At 34.8% G+C, this 17,770-nt stretch carries 24 protein-coding genes; 10 read left to right on the top strand and 14 right to left on the bottom strand.

Going from position 1 to position 17,770, the window contains the following annotated elements; all coding sequences use genetic code 11:
• Positions 1-3 precede the first annotated feature (3 nt).
• The 6 genes from comGC to VBD025_RS10740 all read left to right on the top strand — a co-directional run bounded on the left by comGC (position 4) and on the right by VBD025_RS10740 (position 2,205).
• Complete coding sequence (gene comGC, locus VBD025_RS10765; RefSeq protein ID WP_430785292.1) at positions 4-306, top strand: competence type IV pilus major pilin ComGC; 303 nt, start codon at positions 4-6, stop codon at positions 304-306.
• Between the two features lie 14 nt (positions 307-320).
• Positions 321-755, top strand: a complete 435-nt coding sequence (comGD, locus tag VBD025_RS10760) for a competence type IV pilus minor pilin ComGD (RefSeq protein WP_430785290.1) — start codon at positions 321-323, stop codon at positions 753-755.
• Positions 742-1,080, top strand: a complete 339-nt coding sequence (locus tag VBD025_RS10755) for a type II secretion system protein (protein WP_430785288.1) — start codon at positions 742-744, stop codon at positions 1,078-1,080. Before comGD ends, VBD025_RS10755 begins: the two co-directional genes overlap by 14 nt.
• Entirely contained in the window at positions 1,031-1,480 is a 450-nt protein-coding gene (gene comGF / locus VBD025_RS10750; RefSeq protein WP_430785286.1) for a competence type IV pilus minor pilin ComGF, read from the top strand. The genes VBD025_RS10755 and comGF overlap by 50 nt, the downstream gene beginning before the upstream one ends.
• Positions 1,452-1,838 (top strand): hypothetical protein, encoded by a 387-nt coding sequence (locus VBD025_RS10745; RefSeq protein WP_430785284.1) that lies wholly within the window; start codon positions 1,452-1,454, stop codon positions 1,836-1,838. Before comGF ends, VBD025_RS10745 begins: the two co-directional genes overlap by 29 nt.
• Before the next feature lie 124 nt (positions 1,839-1,962).
• Positions 1,963-2,205: a DUF2626 domain-containing protein gene (locus VBD025_RS10740; RefSeq protein ID WP_430785282.1), complete on the top strand. Its 243-nt coding sequence runs from the start codon at positions 1,963-1,965 to the stop codon at positions 2,203-2,205.
• Positions 2,206-2,314: 109 nt separating this feature from the next.
• Here VBD025_RS10740 and VBD025_RS10735 read toward each other — a convergent pair whose 3' ends face one another.
• Positions 2,315-2,938, bottom strand: a complete 624-nt coding sequence (locus VBD025_RS10735; protein ID WP_430785280.1) for an MBL fold metallo-hydrolase — start codon at positions 2,936-2,938, stop codon at positions 2,315-2,317.
• Between the two features lie 177 nt (positions 2,939-3,115).
• On the opposite strand from VBD025_RS10735, the gene VBD025_RS10730 reads away from it, so the two are divergent.
• Complete coding sequence (locus VBD025_RS10730) at positions 3,116-3,280, top strand: DUF2759 family protein (RefSeq protein ID WP_430785278.1); 165 nt, start codon at positions 3,116-3,118, stop codon at positions 3,278-3,280.
• 142 nt (positions 3,281-3,422) lie between these two features.
• Here the strand turns inward: VBD025_RS10730 and VBD025_RS10725 are convergent, their stop codons facing one another.
• From VBD025_RS10725 to VBD025_RS10710, 4 genes are all read right to left on the bottom strand, one after another.
• The gene (locus VBD025_RS10725; protein WP_430785276.1) at positions 3,423-5,330 is read right to left on the bottom strand and encodes an LTA synthase family protein; all 1,908 of its coding nucleotides are present in this window, start codon (positions 5,328-5,330) and stop codon (positions 3,423-3,425) included.
• Positions 5,331-5,487: 157 nt separating this feature from the next.
• The gene (locus VBD025_RS10720) at positions 5,488-6,459 is read right to left on the bottom strand and encodes an ROK family glucokinase (protein ID WP_430785274.1); all 972 of its coding nucleotides are present in this window, start codon (positions 6,457-6,459) and stop codon (positions 5,488-5,490) included.
• Between the two features lie 17 nt (positions 6,460-6,476).
• The gene (locus VBD025_RS10715) at positions 6,477-6,671 is read right to left on the bottom strand and encodes a YqgQ family protein (RefSeq protein WP_430785272.1); all 195 of its coding nucleotides are present in this window, start codon (positions 6,669-6,671) and stop codon (positions 6,477-6,479) included.
• Between the two features lie 93 nt (positions 6,672-6,764).
• Complete coding sequence (locus VBD025_RS10710) at positions 6,765-8,222, bottom strand: spore germination protein (RefSeq protein WP_430785270.1); 1,458 nt, start codon at positions 8,220-8,222, stop codon at positions 6,765-6,767.
• A 130-nt stretch (positions 8,223-8,352) separates the two neighbouring features.
• On the opposite strand from VBD025_RS10710, the gene VBD025_RS10705 reads away from it, so the two are divergent.
• Positions 8,353-9,201, top strand: a complete 849-nt coding sequence (locus tag VBD025_RS10705; RefSeq protein WP_430785268.1) for a hypothetical protein — start codon at positions 8,353-8,355, stop codon at positions 9,199-9,201.
• Between the two features lie 33 nt (positions 9,202-9,234).
• Here the strand turns inward: VBD025_RS10705 and VBD025_RS10700 are convergent, their stop codons facing one another.
• The 5 genes from VBD025_RS10700 to rpmG form a co-directional block, all read right to left on the bottom strand.
• The gene (locus tag VBD025_RS10700; RefSeq protein ID WP_430785266.1) at positions 9,235-10,776 is read right to left on the bottom strand and encodes a rhomboid family intramembrane serine protease; all 1,542 of its coding nucleotides are present in this window, start codon (positions 10,774-10,776) and stop codon (positions 9,235-9,237) included.
• A gap of 171 nt (positions 10,777-10,947) precedes the next feature.
• On the bottom strand, positions 10,948-11,139 hold the full coding sequence (locus VBD025_RS10695; RefSeq protein ID WP_430785264.1) for a hypothetical protein: 192 nt from the start codon (positions 11,137-11,139) through the stop codon (positions 10,948-10,950).
• Between the two features lie 62 nt (positions 11,140-11,201).
• Entirely contained in the window at positions 11,202-12,215 is a 1,014-nt protein-coding gene (locus VBD025_RS10690) for a ThiF family adenylyltransferase (RefSeq protein ID WP_430785262.1), read from the bottom strand.
• Between the two features lie 11 nt (positions 12,216-12,226).
• Positions 12,227-12,793, bottom strand: coding sequence for a 5-formyltetrahydrofolate cyclo-ligase (locus VBD025_RS10685; protein WP_430785260.1), 567 nt, complete (start codon positions 12,791-12,793; stop codon positions 12,227-12,229).
• 92 nt (positions 12,794-12,885) lie between these two features.
• Positions 12,886-13,035, bottom strand: coding sequence for a 50S ribosomal protein L33 (gene rpmG / locus VBD025_RS10680; RefSeq protein ID WP_430785258.1), 150 nt, complete (start codon positions 13,033-13,035; stop codon positions 12,886-12,888).
• Between the two features lie 422 nt (positions 13,036-13,457).
• On the opposite strand from rpmG, the gene VBD025_RS10675 reads away from it, so the two are divergent.
• A complete protein-coding gene (locus tag VBD025_RS10675; RefSeq protein WP_430785256.1) occupies positions 13,458-13,796 on the top strand; it encodes a hypothetical protein in 339 nt (112 codons plus the stop codon).
• Positions 13,797-13,817: 21 nt separating this feature from the next.
• Positions 13,818-14,288 (top strand): hypothetical protein, encoded by a 471-nt coding sequence (locus VBD025_RS10670; RefSeq protein WP_430785254.1) that lies wholly within the window; start codon positions 13,818-13,820, stop codon positions 14,286-14,288.
• Between the two features lie 125 nt (positions 14,289-14,413).
• On the opposite strand, the gene phoU is transcribed toward VBD025_RS10670, so the two are convergent.
• Genes phoU through pstC form a run of 4 tightly spaced genes read right to left on the bottom strand, consistent with a single transcriptional unit; the run spans position 14,414 to position 17,742 of the window.
• Positions 14,414-15,070, bottom strand: coding sequence for a phosphate signaling complex protein PhoU (phoU, locus tag VBD025_RS10665; RefSeq protein ID WP_430785252.1), 657 nt, complete (start codon positions 15,068-15,070; stop codon positions 14,414-14,416).
• Between the two features lie 18 nt (positions 15,071-15,088).
• A complete protein-coding gene (gene pstB, locus VBD025_RS10660; RefSeq protein ID WP_430791362.1) occupies positions 15,089-15,874 on the bottom strand; it encodes a phosphate ABC transporter ATP-binding protein PstB in 786 nt (261 codons plus the stop codon).
• 58 nt (positions 15,875-15,932) lie between these two features.
• Positions 15,933-16,811 (bottom strand): phosphate ABC transporter permease PstA, encoded by an 879-nt coding sequence (gene pstA, locus VBD025_RS10655; RefSeq protein ID WP_430785250.1) that lies wholly within the window; start codon positions 16,809-16,811, stop codon positions 15,933-15,935.
• Between the two features lies 1 nt (position 16,812).
• Positions 16,813-17,742 (bottom strand): phosphate ABC transporter permease subunit PstC, encoded by a 930-nt coding sequence (gene pstC, locus VBD025_RS10650; protein WP_430785248.1) that lies wholly within the window; start codon positions 17,740-17,742, stop codon positions 16,813-16,815.
• Positions 17,743-17,770 lie beyond the last annotated feature (28 nt).

Here is a 17,770-nt window from a genome sequence, read left to right as displayed (position 1 = left end):
ATAATGTTTAAAAATCAAAAAGGTTTTACTCTTATTGAAATGCTAATTGTACTAATGATTATTTCAGTATTGATTATCTTAATCATCCCAAATTTAAGCGAGAAGAGTAAAGGGGTTTATGATCAGGGTTGCGATGCACTTGTTAAAGTAGTTCAAACTCAGGTTGAGTCTTATTATCTTGATAAAGGAACCTATCCTCTAACTCTTGATGAACTGGTTACAGATGACTATATTACTGAAGAGCAAACAACCTGTTCCAATAATAAGGTACTACTGCTAAATTCAAATGTTGTCACAGCTCCATAGCAGCGTGATAAATAATGCAAAATAAAAATGGATTTACATTGATTGAGATGATTCTTGTACTGGGTGTTCTAGCCGTATGTATTTTACTTAGTCCACCGATAAAAACATCTATTATTGATAATCAGAAGGAAAAACAATTTCTGACCACATTTGAAAATGATTTATTGTTTATGCAAAGTATATCCTATTTATCCGCTGAAAATTTCAGGATGGAAATAAAAACCGATACCTATGTAATTATTGGTCGTCATCAGGGTGATCTGTTCCTCAGTCGGAGTATCCCTAAAGGCTGGGTAATTAATCGGAGGACTATACAATCTGGGATCATTTCTTTCAATCAAAATGGAACGATTCGTCAACCTGGAACAATCCAGCTGGTAACAAAAAGATCAACCTATACTATTGTTTTTCCCCTTGGCAAAGGAAGGTGTTATATTGAAAAACAATAACGGTTTTTCATTAATAGAAGTCCTTGTTGCGTTTGGAATTGTTATCATGCTGATTGTGACAGTCTTTCCGATAACTATTCAGATAACGAAAGAGCAAAGAAAGTTATCTGAACAAATTACCTTTACAGAGATTCTATATGGTGAGTTACAACAACATATTAAAAACTCAGATCTAGTTATACCTATTGACTACAACAAAACTATGCTAAACCATGATTTGTATTTTCATTTTGAACAAGAAAATGGATTGTTAAAAGGATGTGTCAACTGGAGAAATGTTAAACAAAAACAAGAGAAGTCATGCTTGTTTGGATTTCCTGAATAATCAACGAGGATTTACTTTGCTGTCCATGCTTCTCACACTCGCTATTTTGTTCATTACTGTACCTTTTCTCGAATATGTAACAAAATCACTAAACAACCCTTCTAATTACACAGACTTATCCTTTTATCAATTTTTTCATTTTATGCGTGACGATATACTACGCTCAAATGAATTCATAATTGAAAACCAGGCTTTGTCGTTGGATGCAACAGACGACACAACTGTTACCTATCAGAAATATGAAAACTTAATTCGACGTCAAGTTGATGGCGCTGGACACGAGGTTTTCCTTCGAAACGTTAGTGACATGTCATTTGAAAAAATATCATATGGTGTAAAAGTAACAATCACTACTTTGAATGGAGCAGTCTATGAAAAAAAATTCAACTTTTATCCATAATGAGCAAGGTTTTATCCTTCCACTCACTTTATTTGTGGCTGCTCTTTTGATTTTATTTACTGGAACAAATATAGCTATATATAAAAACGAGATGATCATTACCAAAAATGAGATAGCACAAATTAAGATCGATACACTTTATCAGATTGGACATACAAAATTTCTTGCAGCTCTAGATACATTAAATCAGGAAAGCGGCACTACAAGCTATAAGTTACCGGATGGAGAAGTAAGTATTGAGTATCAACTTCAGTCCTCTGACACATTTAAGGTGAAATTTTCAGTGAATACGCTTGATAATAAACTTCTGGTAATTACTGATTTTATAAGTTTACCGACACAATTGCATAAACCGTAACTTTAAGGTCAGACTAATTACTGCTTGAGTTAACAAATTAGCATTTGTTTTATATGTTTTATTTACAATATCTAGATTGTCGTTTATAATAACTATGATAAGGATATCTAAAGGAGGGGAAGGCATGGATCGAATGTTTCGTGTGCTTGCCTTTTGGACAGCGATTTTCACTGTAATGTTTGTGATTGGTGACATGAACAACACTGCATTACTATTCCTGGTTCAAACGGTATTTTTCCTTACAGTAAGTTACTTAAAATTATCTGAGCGCATGTATATGTACTTATTCGGAGCTTATTGTACTGTATTTATGGTTGGTTTTACATGGTATTCAAACTTTATACTAGTACCCGGATTCGGGCACTAAGAAAATCGTACTCGCCCATTTAGCGATGTAATCCATTAGTCGCTTGGCGCAAGAGTTAGACAAAATAAAAAAACCCTGCTTACATACGTTGAATGCAGGGTTTTTTTATTTATCCTTTTACAAATGGATTTACTCTTTTTTCATTACTAATAGTAGTTGATGGTCCATGTCCAGGGTATACAATCATGGAATCATTTAGTTTATACAGTTTTTCACTTATACTTTCCATTAATACTTCCATACTACCTCCAGGCAAATCTGTCCGACCGACTCCGTGCTTGAACAATACATCTCCACCAATAACAAAACCGAGATCTTCAAAAACAAAACAAACACTTCCAGGTGAATGTCCAGGTGTAAATAGTACTTCAAAAGAAAATGATTCAATCTGCAGGTATCCCTCTGATAGCTCCTTTTCAGGCGGCTCTATTGAAATAGGATTTTGAGTGAACGAAATGGATCCGTTTAGATTTGGTTCAGACAACCATTCTTTTTCATTCTGGTGCAAATAAACTTCAATGTTATACTCTTTTCTCAAGTAATCCACTGCACCAATATGATCAAAATGAGCATGTGTTAATAAAATGGCTTTAGGGGTACAGGATTTATCCTTCAGAAACTCAACTACAACTTCTTCATCCCCACCAGGATCAATTATTAAAGCGTCCTCTCCATTATAAATAATGTAACAATTGGTACCAAGTGGACCAAGTGACATACTTTCAATTTTCATTTAGAATTATCCTTCCTCGACTTTGATAAGTTAGTAAAATGACATCAAAAATCCTCGACAAATAGGCTTATTTGCTATAAAATAAATAAGAGTTGAGGTTTAGTTACATAATAATATAAACGTAATTCCAATAGCAATTATTATAACGCACGGAATTTTGAAGGAGGATAAACTAAAATGGCTCTAGGAATTCTATTATTTATCGTTACCATACTTAGTGTATTATCAACAGTCAAACAATTGAAAGCTAAAAACTTATTTGCTCTTGGTTTCTCAGCAGTATCCGTTCTGGCTTTCGGTTTCTTTTCGGTTATGACAATTATTCATAGTATAAGTTCATAAATTAGATGAAGCTAACTTTTGAAGTTAGCTTTTTATTTTCTCGTGTTTTCAATTATACGTGCATTTCCTCTAAACATTTATATTTCCTTACGTGTAGTAAAAGAGCTGATTCTTTTGAATCAGCTCTTTTTAGTTCAACTATTTAATTCTTTTTTTCAAAATTAATAAATCTGAAGAGATCTCCATAAATTAATTCATCTGAATAACTAAGTTCTTTTTCTACTTTGCTTTTTAAATCGGAACAAGGATTTTCAGTCTCTGCAGATGAGCTGCCTTCCTCTTCTTCTTTATTTAAAGGTTCACCTGTTTCTCTATCATAACAAATACCGCTTGTAGAGACATAATCTTCACTTATATAGTCTCCATTTCTTAAAGCGATATATCCTTTTCGGTCATCTATAAATAATCGATTTCCAAATTGAATATCGTCTTCTGCTTTAATTCCTAACAAATTCAATAGTGTTGGTTTAATATCAATTTGACCAGAAACCTCTGACATCACCTTACCATTTCCATCACCTGGTATATGAACAAAGAACGGCACACGTTGCAACTGAACATGATCATAAGGAGTAATCTCTTCTTTTCCAAGATATTGACTCATTGCTTTATTATGGCTTTCACTTATTCCATAATGGTCGCCCATGATAACAATAATAGAATCCTCATACAATCCAGCATCTTTTAACTGCTGGAAAAATTGTTCTATCGCTTCATCTGTATAACGAACTGTTGGGAAGTAATTATTTAACGTGCTTGAACCCGAATTATATGGTTCAATTGAACTGTCTTCTTCACTTAAATGAAATGGAAAATGATTGGTGAGTGTAATAAACTTAGTATAGAAGGGTTGCTCGATTGTTTGCAGATACTTAATCGATTGCTCAAAGAATGGTTTATCCTTTAAACCCCAGCCAATTGAATTTTCTTCCGTAACTTCATAGGCTTCTTCACCATAAAAATGATCATAACCCAAGCTATCGTACATTTGATCACGATTCCAGAAACTTTTGTCATTTGAATGAAACACACTGGAATTATAACCTTCCTCTTTTACTAACTCAGGCAAAGCTCGATATTCATTTTGTCCATGCGTGAAAAACACAGCTCCGCGTGGTAACGGATATAATGAATTTTCCATTAGAAACTCAGAGTCAGATGTCTTCCCCTGCTCTGTCTGATGATAGAAGTTATTAAAATAATAAGTGTCTTCATCTTCAGTCAAGCTGTTTAAAAAAGGAGTAATCTCTTCTCCATTCACTTCATTGTTGATGACGAAATTTTGAACTGATTCAGCAGAAATAAAAATTACGTTTTTTCCCTTTGCAGCTCCAAACATTTCAGACTTCTCGTTACTTTTGACCTCTGCTTTTATATAATCTTTAATTTCCGGCAATTCATTGCCATCAGCAAAGACCCTTTGTGTTTTTACTTTTGAGTGAACTGCCAAATCATAAATATGATAGTTGAACAAACCTATATTTTTAACTAAATACTCCCGGTCAAAAGCACGTGTGAATAGTTGAGGTCGTTCCATCTCAGCTAGAAAAAAGTTTCCTGCCAATAGCATTAATGACATGGCAAGAGCGAAAACTTTACCTCTTTTCAGATAGTTCACTTTCAACGAAACGGATTTCTTTTTACTCAGATACCAAATCAGTGCAACATCTAGAAATATTAATACATCATAAAATTCAATCAACGATAAAATACTGCTACCTAAATCTCCCGCATTACTCGCTTGAAATAACTGGGGTATCGTAATGAAATCTGTAAATGAACGGTAAAATACAAGATTCAGGAAAATTATCATCGTGCCCAATAAAGCAGTATACCTTATAAACTTCATTTGTCGCTGTTCTTTCTTAAACCATACACTTACAGCAAATACTAAAAATGCTGATACAAACGGATTGATCAACAAAATAAGTTCCTGCATTGAATTTTCTAAATCAATATTAAAGAAAAATCGGTAGACAATATACGTTTTCAACCCAAATAACAGTGCAGCAATTATATATAATGGAATTTTAGTTTGTTTTATATTCATTACTGTTTCCTCCTACAAAAACACTTTCTGTTGAAAAACATTTTATAACTTTTGTAAATTCCCCAATCTAAAATTTACAAACCATTTATATTATTTACATCTACACTATATGACGAAATTAAAAAGAAAAAGTTTCACTTAATTTATATTTTAGTAGTTAATTAGATTTATTGTTTATTTTCTGTAGAACTAGATACGCTGCCCCATAAATTCCTGCATCATTTCCTAACTGAGCAGTATCTATCGTACAGACATCATTTAGTCTTTTTAAAGCATATTCACGGAAAGAATGCTTAATCGCATCCAATAAAGGCTTACCTGCTTTAGATACTCCACCCCCAATGACTATTTTAGATGGATTTATGATAGTCGCAATATTGGATAGAACAATACCAAGAACATCACCCGTTCTAGTAATAATTTGGATACAGTCCTCATCGCCCTCTTGCGCTAAGTCAAATACATCTTTTGATGTAACAGTACCAAATTCTTTAAAGTGGCCAGCTAGATTACTCAAGGGTTTCTGCTCGATTATTTTCATAGCCTGCCTTGCTATACCAGTCGCGGATGCAACCGTTTCCAAACAGCCATTTTTCCCACAATTGCAGTTGTGGCCATTCTTATCTACTGTAATATGACCAATCTCGCCGGCAGTCCCATTTACCCCGCTTATTAATTGTCCATTTGCTATAATGCCACCGCCGACACCAGTGCCAAGTGTTACTGCAACGAAATTATCTGCTTTATTGCCTGATCCCATCCAGTTTTCACCAAGCGCAGCTAAGTTTGCATCATTTTCAACAAAAACCGGTAATTGAGCCTGCTCGCTTAGTTCCTTGCCTAGAAATACCTTTTTCCAGCCAATATTAACGCCCTCTTCAACAATTCCTGATTCGCCAACTATAAAACCTGGTGCACCAGCACCGATTCCCTGAATACTATCTTTATTAATTTCAAGTAGGTTAATTTTTTCATTTATTGAATTTGCGATATCCGGAATAATCTGAACGCCGTTTCGCGTGGTGTCGGTTGGTATTTCATATTTTTCAATAATTGATCCCTCGGTTGTTATAAAACCAATTTTAATAGTTGTACCACCAATATCTACACCGATTAAAACATTTTCCATTACTCTTAATCACCCTTTTATTTCTGTATTTTTCTTGCTTCCTGCTTCAGAACTAAAGTAGCCATCTGGTATTCATGTACAGTAATAAATTTATTCTGGTAAAGTTCCTTTACTTCATCACGCATTAAATCAAGATCAGATAACCGATCTCCAATGTAAATAAACGTTCCAAATCGCTTAAGTAATTGTCTTACATCATAAACAGTTTTCATATATATCACCATAGATTTAATATATTTTTTATTTTTGCAACTATAACCTTTGTATTATACCATGAAACCAAAATACCTCAACACCTGGTAATCTTACTTATCCGGGTCTTGAGGGTTAAGGAATGTAGGTCTTCTATTTTTTAATGGAATTGGTGTTCGGATTAAAATATCACGAAATGCTCGATAGGAGAAAGGTAAAAATGGCCAAAAGTATGCAATATCATATGATTTTGTGCGAACGAGATGTAAAATCCAAATTGTAATACCAATTACATAACCTATAACACCAAAAGCCGCCGTTACAACTAACAGAAGCATACGGACTAACCGATTTGCCATACTCAGTTCATAACTGGGAGTAGTATATGTGCCTATTACAGCAATTGCTATATACAATACGACCTCATTTGAAAATACTCCAACTTCCACTGCCACCTGCCCCATTAATATTGCAGCCACAAGTCCAAGCGCTGTCCCAAGTGATGAGGGAACATGAATGGACGCCATTCGCAGCATATCAACTCCTATTTCTGCAATTAGAAATTGGATGAATAATGGCAGTTCACCTTTTTCTGCTGGACCAATAAAGTCCAGGTTACCGGGTAACAACGATGGATCTGTAGAAAATATATAATAAAGAGGCAGGATAATTAACGATGCCATTACGGCTATAAAACGAACCAACCTTAAATAGGCTCCAACTAGAGGTTTTTGTCTATATTCTTCAGCATGCTGCAAATGGTGCCAATATGTGGCGGGTGTAATCATCACACTTGGCGAACCATCAATGATAATTAATATATGTCCTTCGAATAGATGCGCGGCTGCGGTATCAGGTCTTTCGGTATATCGAACAGTTGGGTATGGATTCCAGTGACGTCCACTAAGAAACTCTTCTATTGACTTTTCTGCCATAGGTAACCCGTCCGTATCAATCATGCTCAATGATTCCCTTAACTTTTTTACCCGTTTCAAATCGGCAATATCACTGATATAACACAAGGCAATGTCCGTTTTCGACCTTCTGCCAATTTGTAAATATTCCATTCGTAAAGACTTATCACGAACTCTGCGTCGAGTTAAGGCTGTATTGAATATAATAGTTTCTACGTATCCGTCACGAGAACCTCTTACTACCCGCTCTAAATCTGGTTCAGCGGGGGCTCTAACTGGATACGTACGTGCATCAATCATAATAACTTCATCGATACCTTCTACTACTAATGCAGTAGGACCACCTAAAACTAATTCAATCGTTTTATTTAAATCTTTATTGTGACCAAGTTCTATGTAAGGAATATACGTTTTTAGTAACTTGTTTAATGGATCCGGTTCTAAATCTTTAGCTTCAAGTCTGGAAAATAACTTCATGATGTAATGTAATATTTTGTCTTTAGCAAATCCATCTATTAAGAACAGCGACATCTTGCGTCCAGCGTACTCTAAATTTAAATGGATAACATCAAAACTTTCATCCACCCCTAAATGTTGATGAAGGTAATCTACGTTCTCCTGATAGGTAGGAAAGAGAGGTTGTTTTTTAGTTTCCATTGCTGCACCCCAAATTTTTATTAGAACTTATTTCTTTTATCTTGTTCATATAAATCTTTCCTATGCATATTTACTTTTAGCAGCTCATAAACCTTAATAAGACAAACTCTCTTTAAAAAAGGATGAAAGCATGAAAAAACTTACCGTTGCTGTTATTCTCTCCATATTAAGCATCATTCTGTTCTTCTTATATCAGGCAAAAATTAACACGATTCCCAGTATCAGCTTTTTTCCAATAGATGAACAAACACAGTTAACTGAAGCTCAGACAAATCTTGATTTCAATAAACCGAATTCTGGGATGAACTATTCTATTGATTGGAACTCCCAGTCGAAAAGTGATAAGAAGTTATATTTAAGGCAGGACGTATCGTTACTATTTAATAATGGTAAATTAATAGGAGCATCAACTAAATGGCGGGAAGATGAAAATGCTATTAAATTAAGTAAAATGGTTCCAGCGAATGCCCCAAGTTATTCTCAGGCGATTTCCTATCATCACGGGGAAATCCATTATCCTGATCAAACAATCAAAAGTATCCAGAAAATGAGTTATGATGAGTTATTTGTGGTCAAAGATAGCTCTGGATTTCATTCTTTTAAAAACCCTGGTACAGAACAGGAGATTATTTGGAAAATTAGTTTGACAGGTGAGGTTAATCAAAAACTGAACTATCATTGGGATGAAATATTAAACCACTTTCAAATTAATAAAGAGGATTACCTCATAGTACCGTTAACTGGGTTAATTAAATACAATACGGAAAAATTACCTGGTACTTCAAATAAACAAACCAAACAAATCATCGGCCAATTGTGGGAGGGGTTATATAAAAATTATATTGTTCCAGTTACATATGAGGAAAAACAAGTACGCAGTTATGTTCCGTTAATTCTGTTCGAAAAAGAAAAGAAGCTGCTGTACATTTTATTCGAAATAAACGGGAAAAAAGAAAGGCTTATCCAACAATATCCTTAAAAAACTCCTTCGACGAATTATCGTCCAAGGAGTTTACTCTTTACCAGTTAGCCGCTTGAATAAATTAGTATATGCCTTATCGTCTGGTTTTAACTTATAGGCTTCCTCAGCAGCACGAGAAGCTTTACTTGCTTCTCCTTTCTGTTCATACAATAGCGCCAGGTTATAGTAAACTTCAGGCATTTCATTATCACTTTTTGTGATTTTTTCAAGATCCTCAATAGCTAAACTTGTGTCTCCAAGTTCTATATAAGCGTAAGATCGTTGAAACAATAGAGCTTGCGTATGATTGTCCGGGTTATCTAACCCCTTTGTGGCGTGTGTGACCACTTCCGCATATTTTTTATCCTCCAGCAATTCTTCAATTATCTCTAGCTGATAAATTGCACTTGTTGCTGTTTGATGTACGCCATAAATCAGTAAGCAACTCGCGATTACTAGATAAATAATAAAAGCAAGAACCTGATACGTTACCTTCTTTTTTTTCGGTAAAGATACGATAACAGATGCAATAAATCCCGTAATCAATCCGCCGATATGTGCACCATTATCAATCTGAGGAATAGTAAACCCTACAATTAAATTAAACCCTATTAAAATAAGAATACCTTTCCCCATTGTTTGGAAGAACAATTTTTTGTTCATTACTCCAAAAAATAATAAGGATCCAAACAAACCAAATAACGCTCCAGAAGCTCCAGCTGATACACTTGAGGTGAATGCAAAGCTTGCCAGTCCACCACCAAGACCAGCTAAAAGATAGATTATAAAAAAGCGGATTGAACCATATATTCGTTCAACAGTAGTACCTAGGTAATACAAAGCCAGCATATTCATAAATAAATGCAACAGACCAATATGAAGAAACATGGATGATAGGATTCTCCACCATTCACCTTCTAAGATTGCTGGATTATACTTGGCACCGTATTTTATAAGCGTTTCAGTAGAAGTACTTCCACCATTTAGTTCGAGAAAGGCAAATAATAAAATATTAATAAATAGCAATACATAGGTTAAAAATGGTTTTCCATAGGAAAAAGTATCTTTAATTTCCCTTTTTTTCGTATTAAGTTGATTAGTTAGTTTATGAATAAAAAAATTAAGTTCTGCAGCTTTTTCCTCTACAGAAAGATCTCTGCTGTTTAGTTCTAATGAAAAATTTTCATTGTGATTCAACCGGTCTTTTTCCGCATCTAGATCCGTTTCTTCTAGATAATATACCTGCATTTTAATAGGTTTACTATCCTTTAGTTTCATTGGTCTTTTTAGTGCTTCCCATTCACCAACCGGAGGGAGTTTAGCTATATATACATTTTTCACTTCTATTCGTTTTCCAATTAACATGCGCTTGATTGCTTTGGTCCGTTGAAAAGCTAATGCTATATCTTTTTTCAAATCATTCATCCAGTAATATTCTTTATGTACTAATCGTATGACGAAAGAGGTTTTATTCATGTACTTTTCTAGCCATATTTCTTCAGCTTTCTCATTCATATCCAAAATTTCATAGTTTTCTTGTTCGATCAGCTGTTGAGCTAATGAATATAAAATATGTTGTTCATTGACATACATGTATTTGCCTCCTTATTAACTATCATAGCAAAACTTGTGTACATTTTCTTGTTATTTTTATCCGTAACATGCAAACAAGGTAGTTGCAATGTTGACAACTACCTTGCTTACTTTTATGAACGATAGGACTTCTTTGAACAGTTCAGAAGCAAATTCGTTTATAAGTTTGAACTATCCGATTGAACTTTTTTTAAAGAGATTAGATAAAAACTTATTTTTAATTGATGGTATATTCATGGTTATGATTACACCAAGTTTTCGAAGTACACTGACTGCCAAGAGCATATTCACTATTTTATAACGCCATTTATACGCAGCCAGCATCGTTGACAGTACAGCTCCAAATATTAAAATAATCCTCATATGAACACCCTATTTCTGTTATATAGTGTTCTTATTTTTTCTTTGATTCTTATATTTATGCATTACGAACCAATATATCTGTCATACCAGATTCTTGCAGTACTTATTTCTTCTGTTCCCTGGACGAGAACACGACCATCTTTAAATAATACAAGTGAGATCCCTTCACTAAAAGCCGCCTTCAGCAAAAATGGCGTTTGTTTCACCTGGGCTACTGTAGATAGTTTTGCTTTCCATTTTTCTAATTGGAACGATGATTTTTGATGTATTTGCACAGTTTTTCTGCCACATAGAACAATTTCTTTATTCAATGTATCTGTTTTCAATGCTGGGTAGTCATTTTTTTGACAGGTAGGGCAATCTGTTTTAGGTTTCCCAAACTTAATATCATATTGCTCGTTATACCAAATGTCAAATGAACGAAGTGTATTTCTTAATGCATCTTCATTATCTGTTATGTATTTCATTGTTTCCGTCACCTGTAAAGATGAGACCATATCTACCGCTGGAGATATAACCCCAACCGTATCACATGTTTGCCCTTCACCTGCTGTTGCAGAGACCAAACACCTGAGACAAGGTGTTTTCCCTGGAATAAAAAAAGCACTCATTCCTCTTGAACTGACTACGCCACCATATGAATAAGGAATATCATGTTTGAAACAGCTGTCATTTAATATAAATCGGGTTGAAAGGTTATCTGTGCCATCAATTACTACATCCATATCACTCATTAGTTCCTCTGCGTTTTCTGCCGTTACATCGCCAACAATTGCTTCTATAATTATTGTGCTATTTATTTTCTCTAATTTATTTTTCGCGGCAACTGCTTTAGGTAAGGCATCCTCTACATCCGCTTCATCAAACAGCATTTGTCGCTGTAGATTTGACAATTCTACATAATCTCTATCAATAATACGAATTTTCCCCACACCTGAGCGTACCAAATGATTACAAATTACTGTTCCTAAAGCACCTACACCTACGATAAGGACGCTGCTGTTTTGTAGCTTTTTCTGTCCTTCCAGTTGAATAGGTCTAAATAACAACTGCCTAGAATAGCGATTTGAACTCATTTTGGAACCTCCTATTTATATATTTCATTTTCCGATATTAGATAGTCTATCGGAAGATCGAATGTTTCTTTTGGGATCTTGTCCACCAATTGTTCCCTGCTTAAAAGTGAGACTGTAGTATGAGAAAAATCAGTTAGAAATCGATCGTAATAACCGCCACCGAAACCAATTCTGAACTTATTTTTATCGAATATCAGACCTGGTACAACAAGTAAGTCCATCTGATTCTTATCCATCAATTTTGATTTAATGGGATTTGGTTCTTTTAAATTATAGTATACTACTTCTAACTGATCGTAGGTTTTAAATTCGTAAAAACGTAGTGCTTTAGTTACTGGTTCACACTTTGGAACAGACACTTGTTTTCCCTGCCGCCAAGCTGATTCAATAATTTCCCTCGTATCCCATTCAAACCCCTGAGAAATAGTTATTCCAATGGAAGTTGCGTTCTTCCAGATATTTGAATGAATTAATTGGTCCGTTAGTTTAGATTCCGTAGATTTTTTTTCTTCATTTGATAAAGATTTTAGATATAAAATAGTTTTGTTTCGCAATTGAGATTTATCCAAACAAATCACCTTTCTTTATTGCTGAATAAAGCAGTATACTAATAAACCCCTTATCTATTCGAGATAAGGGGTTTATTAGACATACATTCAAACATGAATCATTATTTAGTTTCACGGTGAAGTGTATGTTTCTTTAAACGTGGGCAGTATTTTTTAAGTTCAATACGCTCAGGGTTCGTACGCTTATTTTTTGTTGTAATATAGTTACGTTCACCAGTTTCAGTACAAGCTAATGTTATATTTACTCGCATGATTTTCCCTCCAAACTATAAAAACTCACTTAGAATTATTTTATCTTATGTCAGACCTAATTATAATATCAGATATTGGGCAATCATTCAAGAATCATTTACAAAAAATAGTTAAGTTTAACTTTTCTTTTCTCCAAACCAGAGATCTTTATCACCTAATGATTACATTATACATCCATAAATAGTAATTGGAATACGAATACTTTATATGCGATACGGATAATATTGAAAACTCGGCTATAATGAAATACAATGTTTAAGGTCATAGTAAATTAACTAAATAAATCGTCACGCTTATTCGATCAAATTCCAATCAAGTTCAGGAAATATTTCTAAATGGCACCTTTAACCTAGATTTGGTAATGGTTTATTGACTAAATTTATGTTATAAATAATAATGTATATGAAATGGAGGTCGCAACATGATTTATGCTATATCGACAATTTTAGTAGTAGCAGTAGTTTTATTTATTATTTCATTTTTAATGAATGATAGATTTAAGGATTTAGAAGATCAGTTAGAACAGTATTCGATGTCAACAATGCAGGATACGTATCAAATGAAAAAGAAAATTAAAATACTCGAAGAAGAATTGCTTACAAATGATTTATCTGATGATCTGCTTCCAAACCAACAAAATTCTTCGGAGACCGATCGGAAAATCATTCAGTTACACGAAAAAGGATATTCCATACAGGAAATCACAGAACTAACAAAATTAAGTACATATGACGTACAATCAATTTTACGAAACTATTAAACTATTGGTAAGGAGATAATTATGAAGCAACCTGTTCGTGCGTTCTCTATTGGCCTTTTCACTGCTGGTATTATATTTCTAGCAATTGTTTTATACTTTGAAAAAGATCAAGAAGAATCAACTATGTCTAAAGAAAACATGATCACAGATCTGGAAAAAAATGGAATGCAAGTACTGACTCAGGATGAGTACATTTCACTCTCTGTCAACGACGAGTCAAAAGATAAAGATAATGAGGAATCTAAAGAACCTGAAAAAGAACCAGAGAAAGAGCAAGAAAGTGAAGTAAAGACTTATACATTAACTATCGAGCCAGGTTTAGCATCTTCTTCAATTAGCTCTATTTTAGAAGATAATGGTATTATAGAAAGCGCTAGTGAATTTAACGATTATCTGGAGCAGAACGATTACAGTCAATATGTTCAGATAGGTGAATTTGAATTAACATCTGACATGACAATGAATCAAGTTGCTGAAACGATCACAAATTAGAAAACTTGGCTTATCACCTAGCCACAATGGCGAAAGCCTTAGTTGCACTTTTGCTGTAAGAAAGTATTTACACTTCTGCTTAAAAAGAGTACCGCATGAAAAGTTCATGCGGTACTCTTTATTTATTAACTATTTAAATCGTATCTTTTACCTTTAACAAGGTAAATTATTGCTTCTGAGATGTTTGTAGCATGATCAGCAGCGCGTTCCAAGTATCTGCAAATGAAGGATAATTGAATAACCTGTGTTATATACTCAGGATTTTTGGCCATAACTCCCATTAGTTCTTCTACAAGACCACCGTACATTTTATCTACCTTGTCATCCATGTTGGCAACGTCTCTTGCCTTATAAATATCCTCATCATTAAATGCAACAAGTATATCCTCAATCATCTTTTGCGTAATGGACGCCATATGTGGAATTTCCACCAATGGTTCCACAAATTCTTTTTGACCTATACGTATAACTGATTTAGCAATATTTACCGCTAAATCACCAATTCGTTCAATGTCTGTGGTAACTTTCATTACTGCAATAATCTTTCGCAAATCAGACGCTAGTGGCTGCTCTTTTGCGATGAGCCACGTAGCAGTTTCGTTAATTTCCTCTTCCAGCGCGTTGATTTTAGCATCTTCATCAATAACCTGCAGCGCCATATCGGCATTCTGACTCTCAAGTGCATCTATAGATCGATCAATAGCAAGTTTCGCTAGATCACCAAGCTGCATTAATTCAGATTTTAACGACAGTAATTGTTCTTCAAAATTTTCTCTTGTCATCACTTAAACCTCCATTTACTATCCGAATCTGCCCGTTATATAATCTTCTGTGCGTTTATCAGTAGGGTTTGAAAAAAGTTGATCTGTATCATTGTATTCCACAACTTCTCCATTTAGAAAGAATGCAGTTTTATCAGATATACGAGCTGCCTGCTGCATGTTGTGCGTAACAATTATGATACTGTATTCCTTTTTTAGCTCTTGCACTAATTCTTCTACCTTTAATGTTGAAATTGGATCTAGCGCTGAGGTAGGTTCATCCATTAGGATTACATCTGGCTCAATTGCCAGACATCTGGCAATACATAAGCGCTGCTGCTGACCGCCCGACAACCCAAATGCATTTTCAGTTAATCGATCCTTAACTTCGTCCCAAAGTGCAGCACCTTTCAAACTTTTTTCTACAATCTCATTCATTGTTTTTTTATTTTTAATACCATGTATCTTCGGCCCATACGCCACGTTTTCATAGATGGATTTTGGAAACGGATTAGGCTTTTGAAATACCATACCAACATTCGTTCTTAGCTCTTCCACTTTATATTTCGGATCAAAAATATTCTTATCTTTGTAAACGATACTCCCTGCCATATTTACCGATGGAATAAGTTCCACCATTCGGTTTAATGCTTTTATGAAAGTTGACTTCCCGCAACCTGAAGGACCAATAATTGCGGTTACTTGGTTAGCTGGTATATCAAATTCCAGTTCTTTTAACGCTTGCTTTTCACCGTACCACAAGTTGAAATTCTTCACTGAATAGATAGTTTTAGCATTTGGGTCCTTATTTTTATTATTGATCATACCCATAATTGGCACGCGTTTTTCTTCTACTACTTTACTCATTATTTACGCCTCCTATTTAATACCTTTTAGAAAACTTATTTCGGATAAATACTGCAATTGAATTCATAATGATAAGCATAACGAGCAGTACAATAATGCCAGCTGCTGCCGCGAATTGGAACTCTTCCTGCGGTCTGCTCGTCCAGTTGAATATCTGGATTGGCATAACTGTGAATCCTGACCAGACATTTTCTGGCAGAAAAGCAATAAATGACAGCGCACCTATCATTAACAATGGCGCCGTTTCTCCAATTGCACGTGATAATGCAAGAATGCCACCAGTTAAAATACCTGGAATTGCTGCGGGTAAAACAACACGGCGAATGGTTTGCCACTTCGTAGCGCCCATTGCGTACGATGCTTCATATTGTTCATTTGGGATCGATCGTATAGCTTCTTGGGCAGCTACTACGATAATAGGTAATATTAATAAACTCATCGTTAAACCACCTGCCATGATACTTCTGCCCATTTCAAGTAGTCTCACAAAGATGGTTAATCCAAGTAAACCAAAAACAATAGATGGCACACCAGCTAAATTGGAAATATTCACTTGAATAAATCGTGTGAATTTATTTTTTTTAGCATATTCTTCTAGATAGATGGCAGTTCCGACACCTAAAATCAATGAAACTGGTGCTGTAACAACCATTAACCAGAGCGAGCCAAAAATAGCTGCTTTTATCCCTGCTTCTTCCGGAAATCTCGAAGCAAAGCTGGTTAGAAACGCCCAATCCAAATACTCTATACCCTGTGTGAACACACGAAACAACAGTGTTGCTAAAACAACAATTCCAAATAATGTTGCCAGAAAAAACAACCACTTAACCATCTTATTTTTTGTTAATCGTCTACCAGTAGAATTTCTAACAGCTTGTTTATCAATCAGGCTCATATTAATATTCCTCCCTAAAGCGACGAGAAATGTATTGTGCCAGTAAATTCATTATCAAAGTGAAAACAAATAACGTCATTCCTACCGCATAAATACTATAATAGATAGTTGATGCATAACCAGCATCACCCAGGCTGACTTGTACAATATAAGCTGTCATTGTCTGAATAGATTCTGTAGCGTCTAAGGTAAGCTTTGGTGTTGAACCCGCTGCTACTGCCACAATCATCGTTTCGCCGATAGCACGTGAAATTCCTAGCACGAATGAAGCAATAATTCCTGAAAGAGCTGCCGGCAGAACTACTTTTACAGCTACTTCAAACTTAGTGGATCCCATAGCCAATGCTCCCTCACGCATTGAATTTGGAACGGAGCTCATGGCATCTTCAGATAAAGAGGCAATCATTGGAATGATCATAATTCCTACAACTATCCCTGGACTAAGCGCATTAAAAATAGGTAATTCTGGAATAAAGTTTTTTAATAAAGGCGTTACAAACGTTAGGGCAAAAAAACCGTAAACAATGGTTGGAACTCCTGCCAGAACTTCAAGTATGGGCTTTATTACCTTTCTGGATTTCACAGAAGCGTATTCACTCAAGTAAATTGCTGACGCTAATCCAATTGGTATCGATACCAGCATCGCTATAACTGTTATTAATAATGTTCCAGAGATGAGTGAGATAATACCATAAGTCGATGCTTCATCTGCAAATGGATACCATTCTTTACTGGTGATAAACTCTATGAATGATACTCGTTCAAAAAAGGTCACTGTTTCAACCAGTAATGTAAAAACGATACCTATAGTCGTTAAAACAGAAATTGTTGCACATAAAAGAAAAATTAGTGGTGCAATCTTTTCAGTAACTTGCAGTAAAGATCTTTTTGATTTATTTTCTTTTATCATATCTCGAACTGACTTTGACATAACGAAAGATCCTCCCCGATATAAAAAC

This window comes from Virgibacillus flavescens, assembly GCF_050574275.1.
Lineage (GTDB): Bacteria > Bacillota > Bacilli > Bacillales > Amphibacillaceae > Virgibacillus_F > Virgibacillus_F flavescens.
The sequence above is the reverse complement of the archived record's forward strand: the minus strand, read 5'-3'. Positions and strand labels throughout refer to the sequence as shown.

Bases quoted from the DNA above. Each gene is read 5' to 3' on its own strand.
- VBD025_RS10705 (WP_430785268.1), top strand. From the start codon at position 8,353: ATGAAAAAACTTACCGTTGCTGTTATTCTCTCCATATTAAGCATCATT.
- pstB (WP_430791362.1), bottom strand. From the start codon at position 15,874: ATGATCAATAATAAAAATAAGGACCCAAATGCTAAAACTATCTATTCA.
- VBD025_RS10695 (WP_430785264.1), bottom strand. From the start codon at position 11,139: ATGAGGATTATTTTAATATTTGGAGCTGTACTGTCAACGATGCTGGCT.
- VBD025_RS10725 (WP_430785276.1), bottom strand. From the start codon at position 5,330: ATGAATATAAAACAAACTAAAATTCCATTATATATAATTGCTGCACTG.
- pstC (WP_430785248.1), bottom strand. From the start codon at position 17,742: ATGTCAAAGTCAGTTCGAGATATGATAAAAGAAAATAAATCAAAAAGA.
- phoU (WP_430785252.1), bottom strand. From the start codon at position 15,070: ATGACAAGAGAAAATTTTGAAGAACAATTACTGTCGTTAAAATCTGAA.
- comGD (WP_430785290.1), top strand. From the start codon at position 321: ATGCAAAATAAAAATGGATTTACATTGATTGAGATGATTCTTGTACTG.
- VBD025_RS10675 (WP_430785256.1), top strand. From the start codon at position 13,458: ATGATTTATGCTATATCGACAATTTTAGTAGTAGCAGTAGTTTTATTT.
- VBD025_RS10700 (WP_430785266.1), bottom strand. From the start codon at position 10,776: ATGTATGTCAATGAACAACATATTTTATATTCATTAGCTCAACAGCTG.
- pstA (WP_430785250.1), bottom strand. From the start codon at position 16,811: ATGAGCCTGATTGATAAACAAGCTGTTAGAAATTCTACTGGTAGACGA.
- VBD025_RS10735 (WP_430785280.1), bottom strand. From the start codon at position 2,938: ATGAAAATTGAAAGTATGTCACTTGGTCCACTTGGTACCAATTGTTAC.
- VBD025_RS10710 (WP_430785270.1), bottom strand. From the start codon at position 8,222: ATGGAAACTAAAAAACAACCTCTCTTTCCTACCTATCAGGAGAACGTA.
- VBD025_RS10745 (WP_430785284.1), top strand. From the start codon at position 1,452: ATGAAAAAAAATTCAACTTTTATCCATAATGAGCAAGGTTTTATCCTT.
- VBD025_RS10690 (WP_430785262.1), bottom strand. From the start codon at position 12,215: ATGAGTTCAAATCGCTATTCTAGGCAGTTGTTATTTAGACCTATTCAA.
- VBD025_RS10740 (WP_430785282.1), top strand. From the start codon at position 1,963: ATGGATCGAATGTTTCGTGTGCTTGCCTTTTGGACAGCGATTTTCACT.
- VBD025_RS10730 (WP_430785278.1), top strand. From the start codon at position 3,116: ATGGCTCTAGGAATTCTATTATTTATCGTTACCATACTTAGTGTATTA.
- comGF (WP_430785286.1), top strand. From the start codon at position 1,031: ATGTTAAACAAAAACAAGAGAAGTCATGCTTGTTTGGATTTCCTGAAT.
- VBD025_RS10715 (WP_430785272.1), bottom strand. From the start codon at position 6,671: ATGAAAACTGTTTATGATGTAAGACAATTACTTAAGCGATTTGGAACG.
- VBD025_RS10720 (WP_430785274.1), bottom strand. From the start codon at position 6,459: ATGGAAAATGTTTTAATCGGTGTAGATATTGGTGGTACAACTATTAAA.
- rpmG (WP_430785258.1), bottom strand. From the start codon at position 13,035: ATGCGAGTAAATATAACATTAGCTTGTACTGAAACTGGTGAACGTAAC.
- comGC (WP_430785292.1), top strand. From the start codon at position 4: ATGTTTAAAAATCAAAAAGGTTTTACTCTTATTGAAATGCTAATTGTA.
- VBD025_RS10670 (WP_430785254.1), top strand. From the start codon at position 13,818: ATGAAGCAACCTGTTCGTGCGTTCTCTATTGGCCTTTTCACTGCTGGT.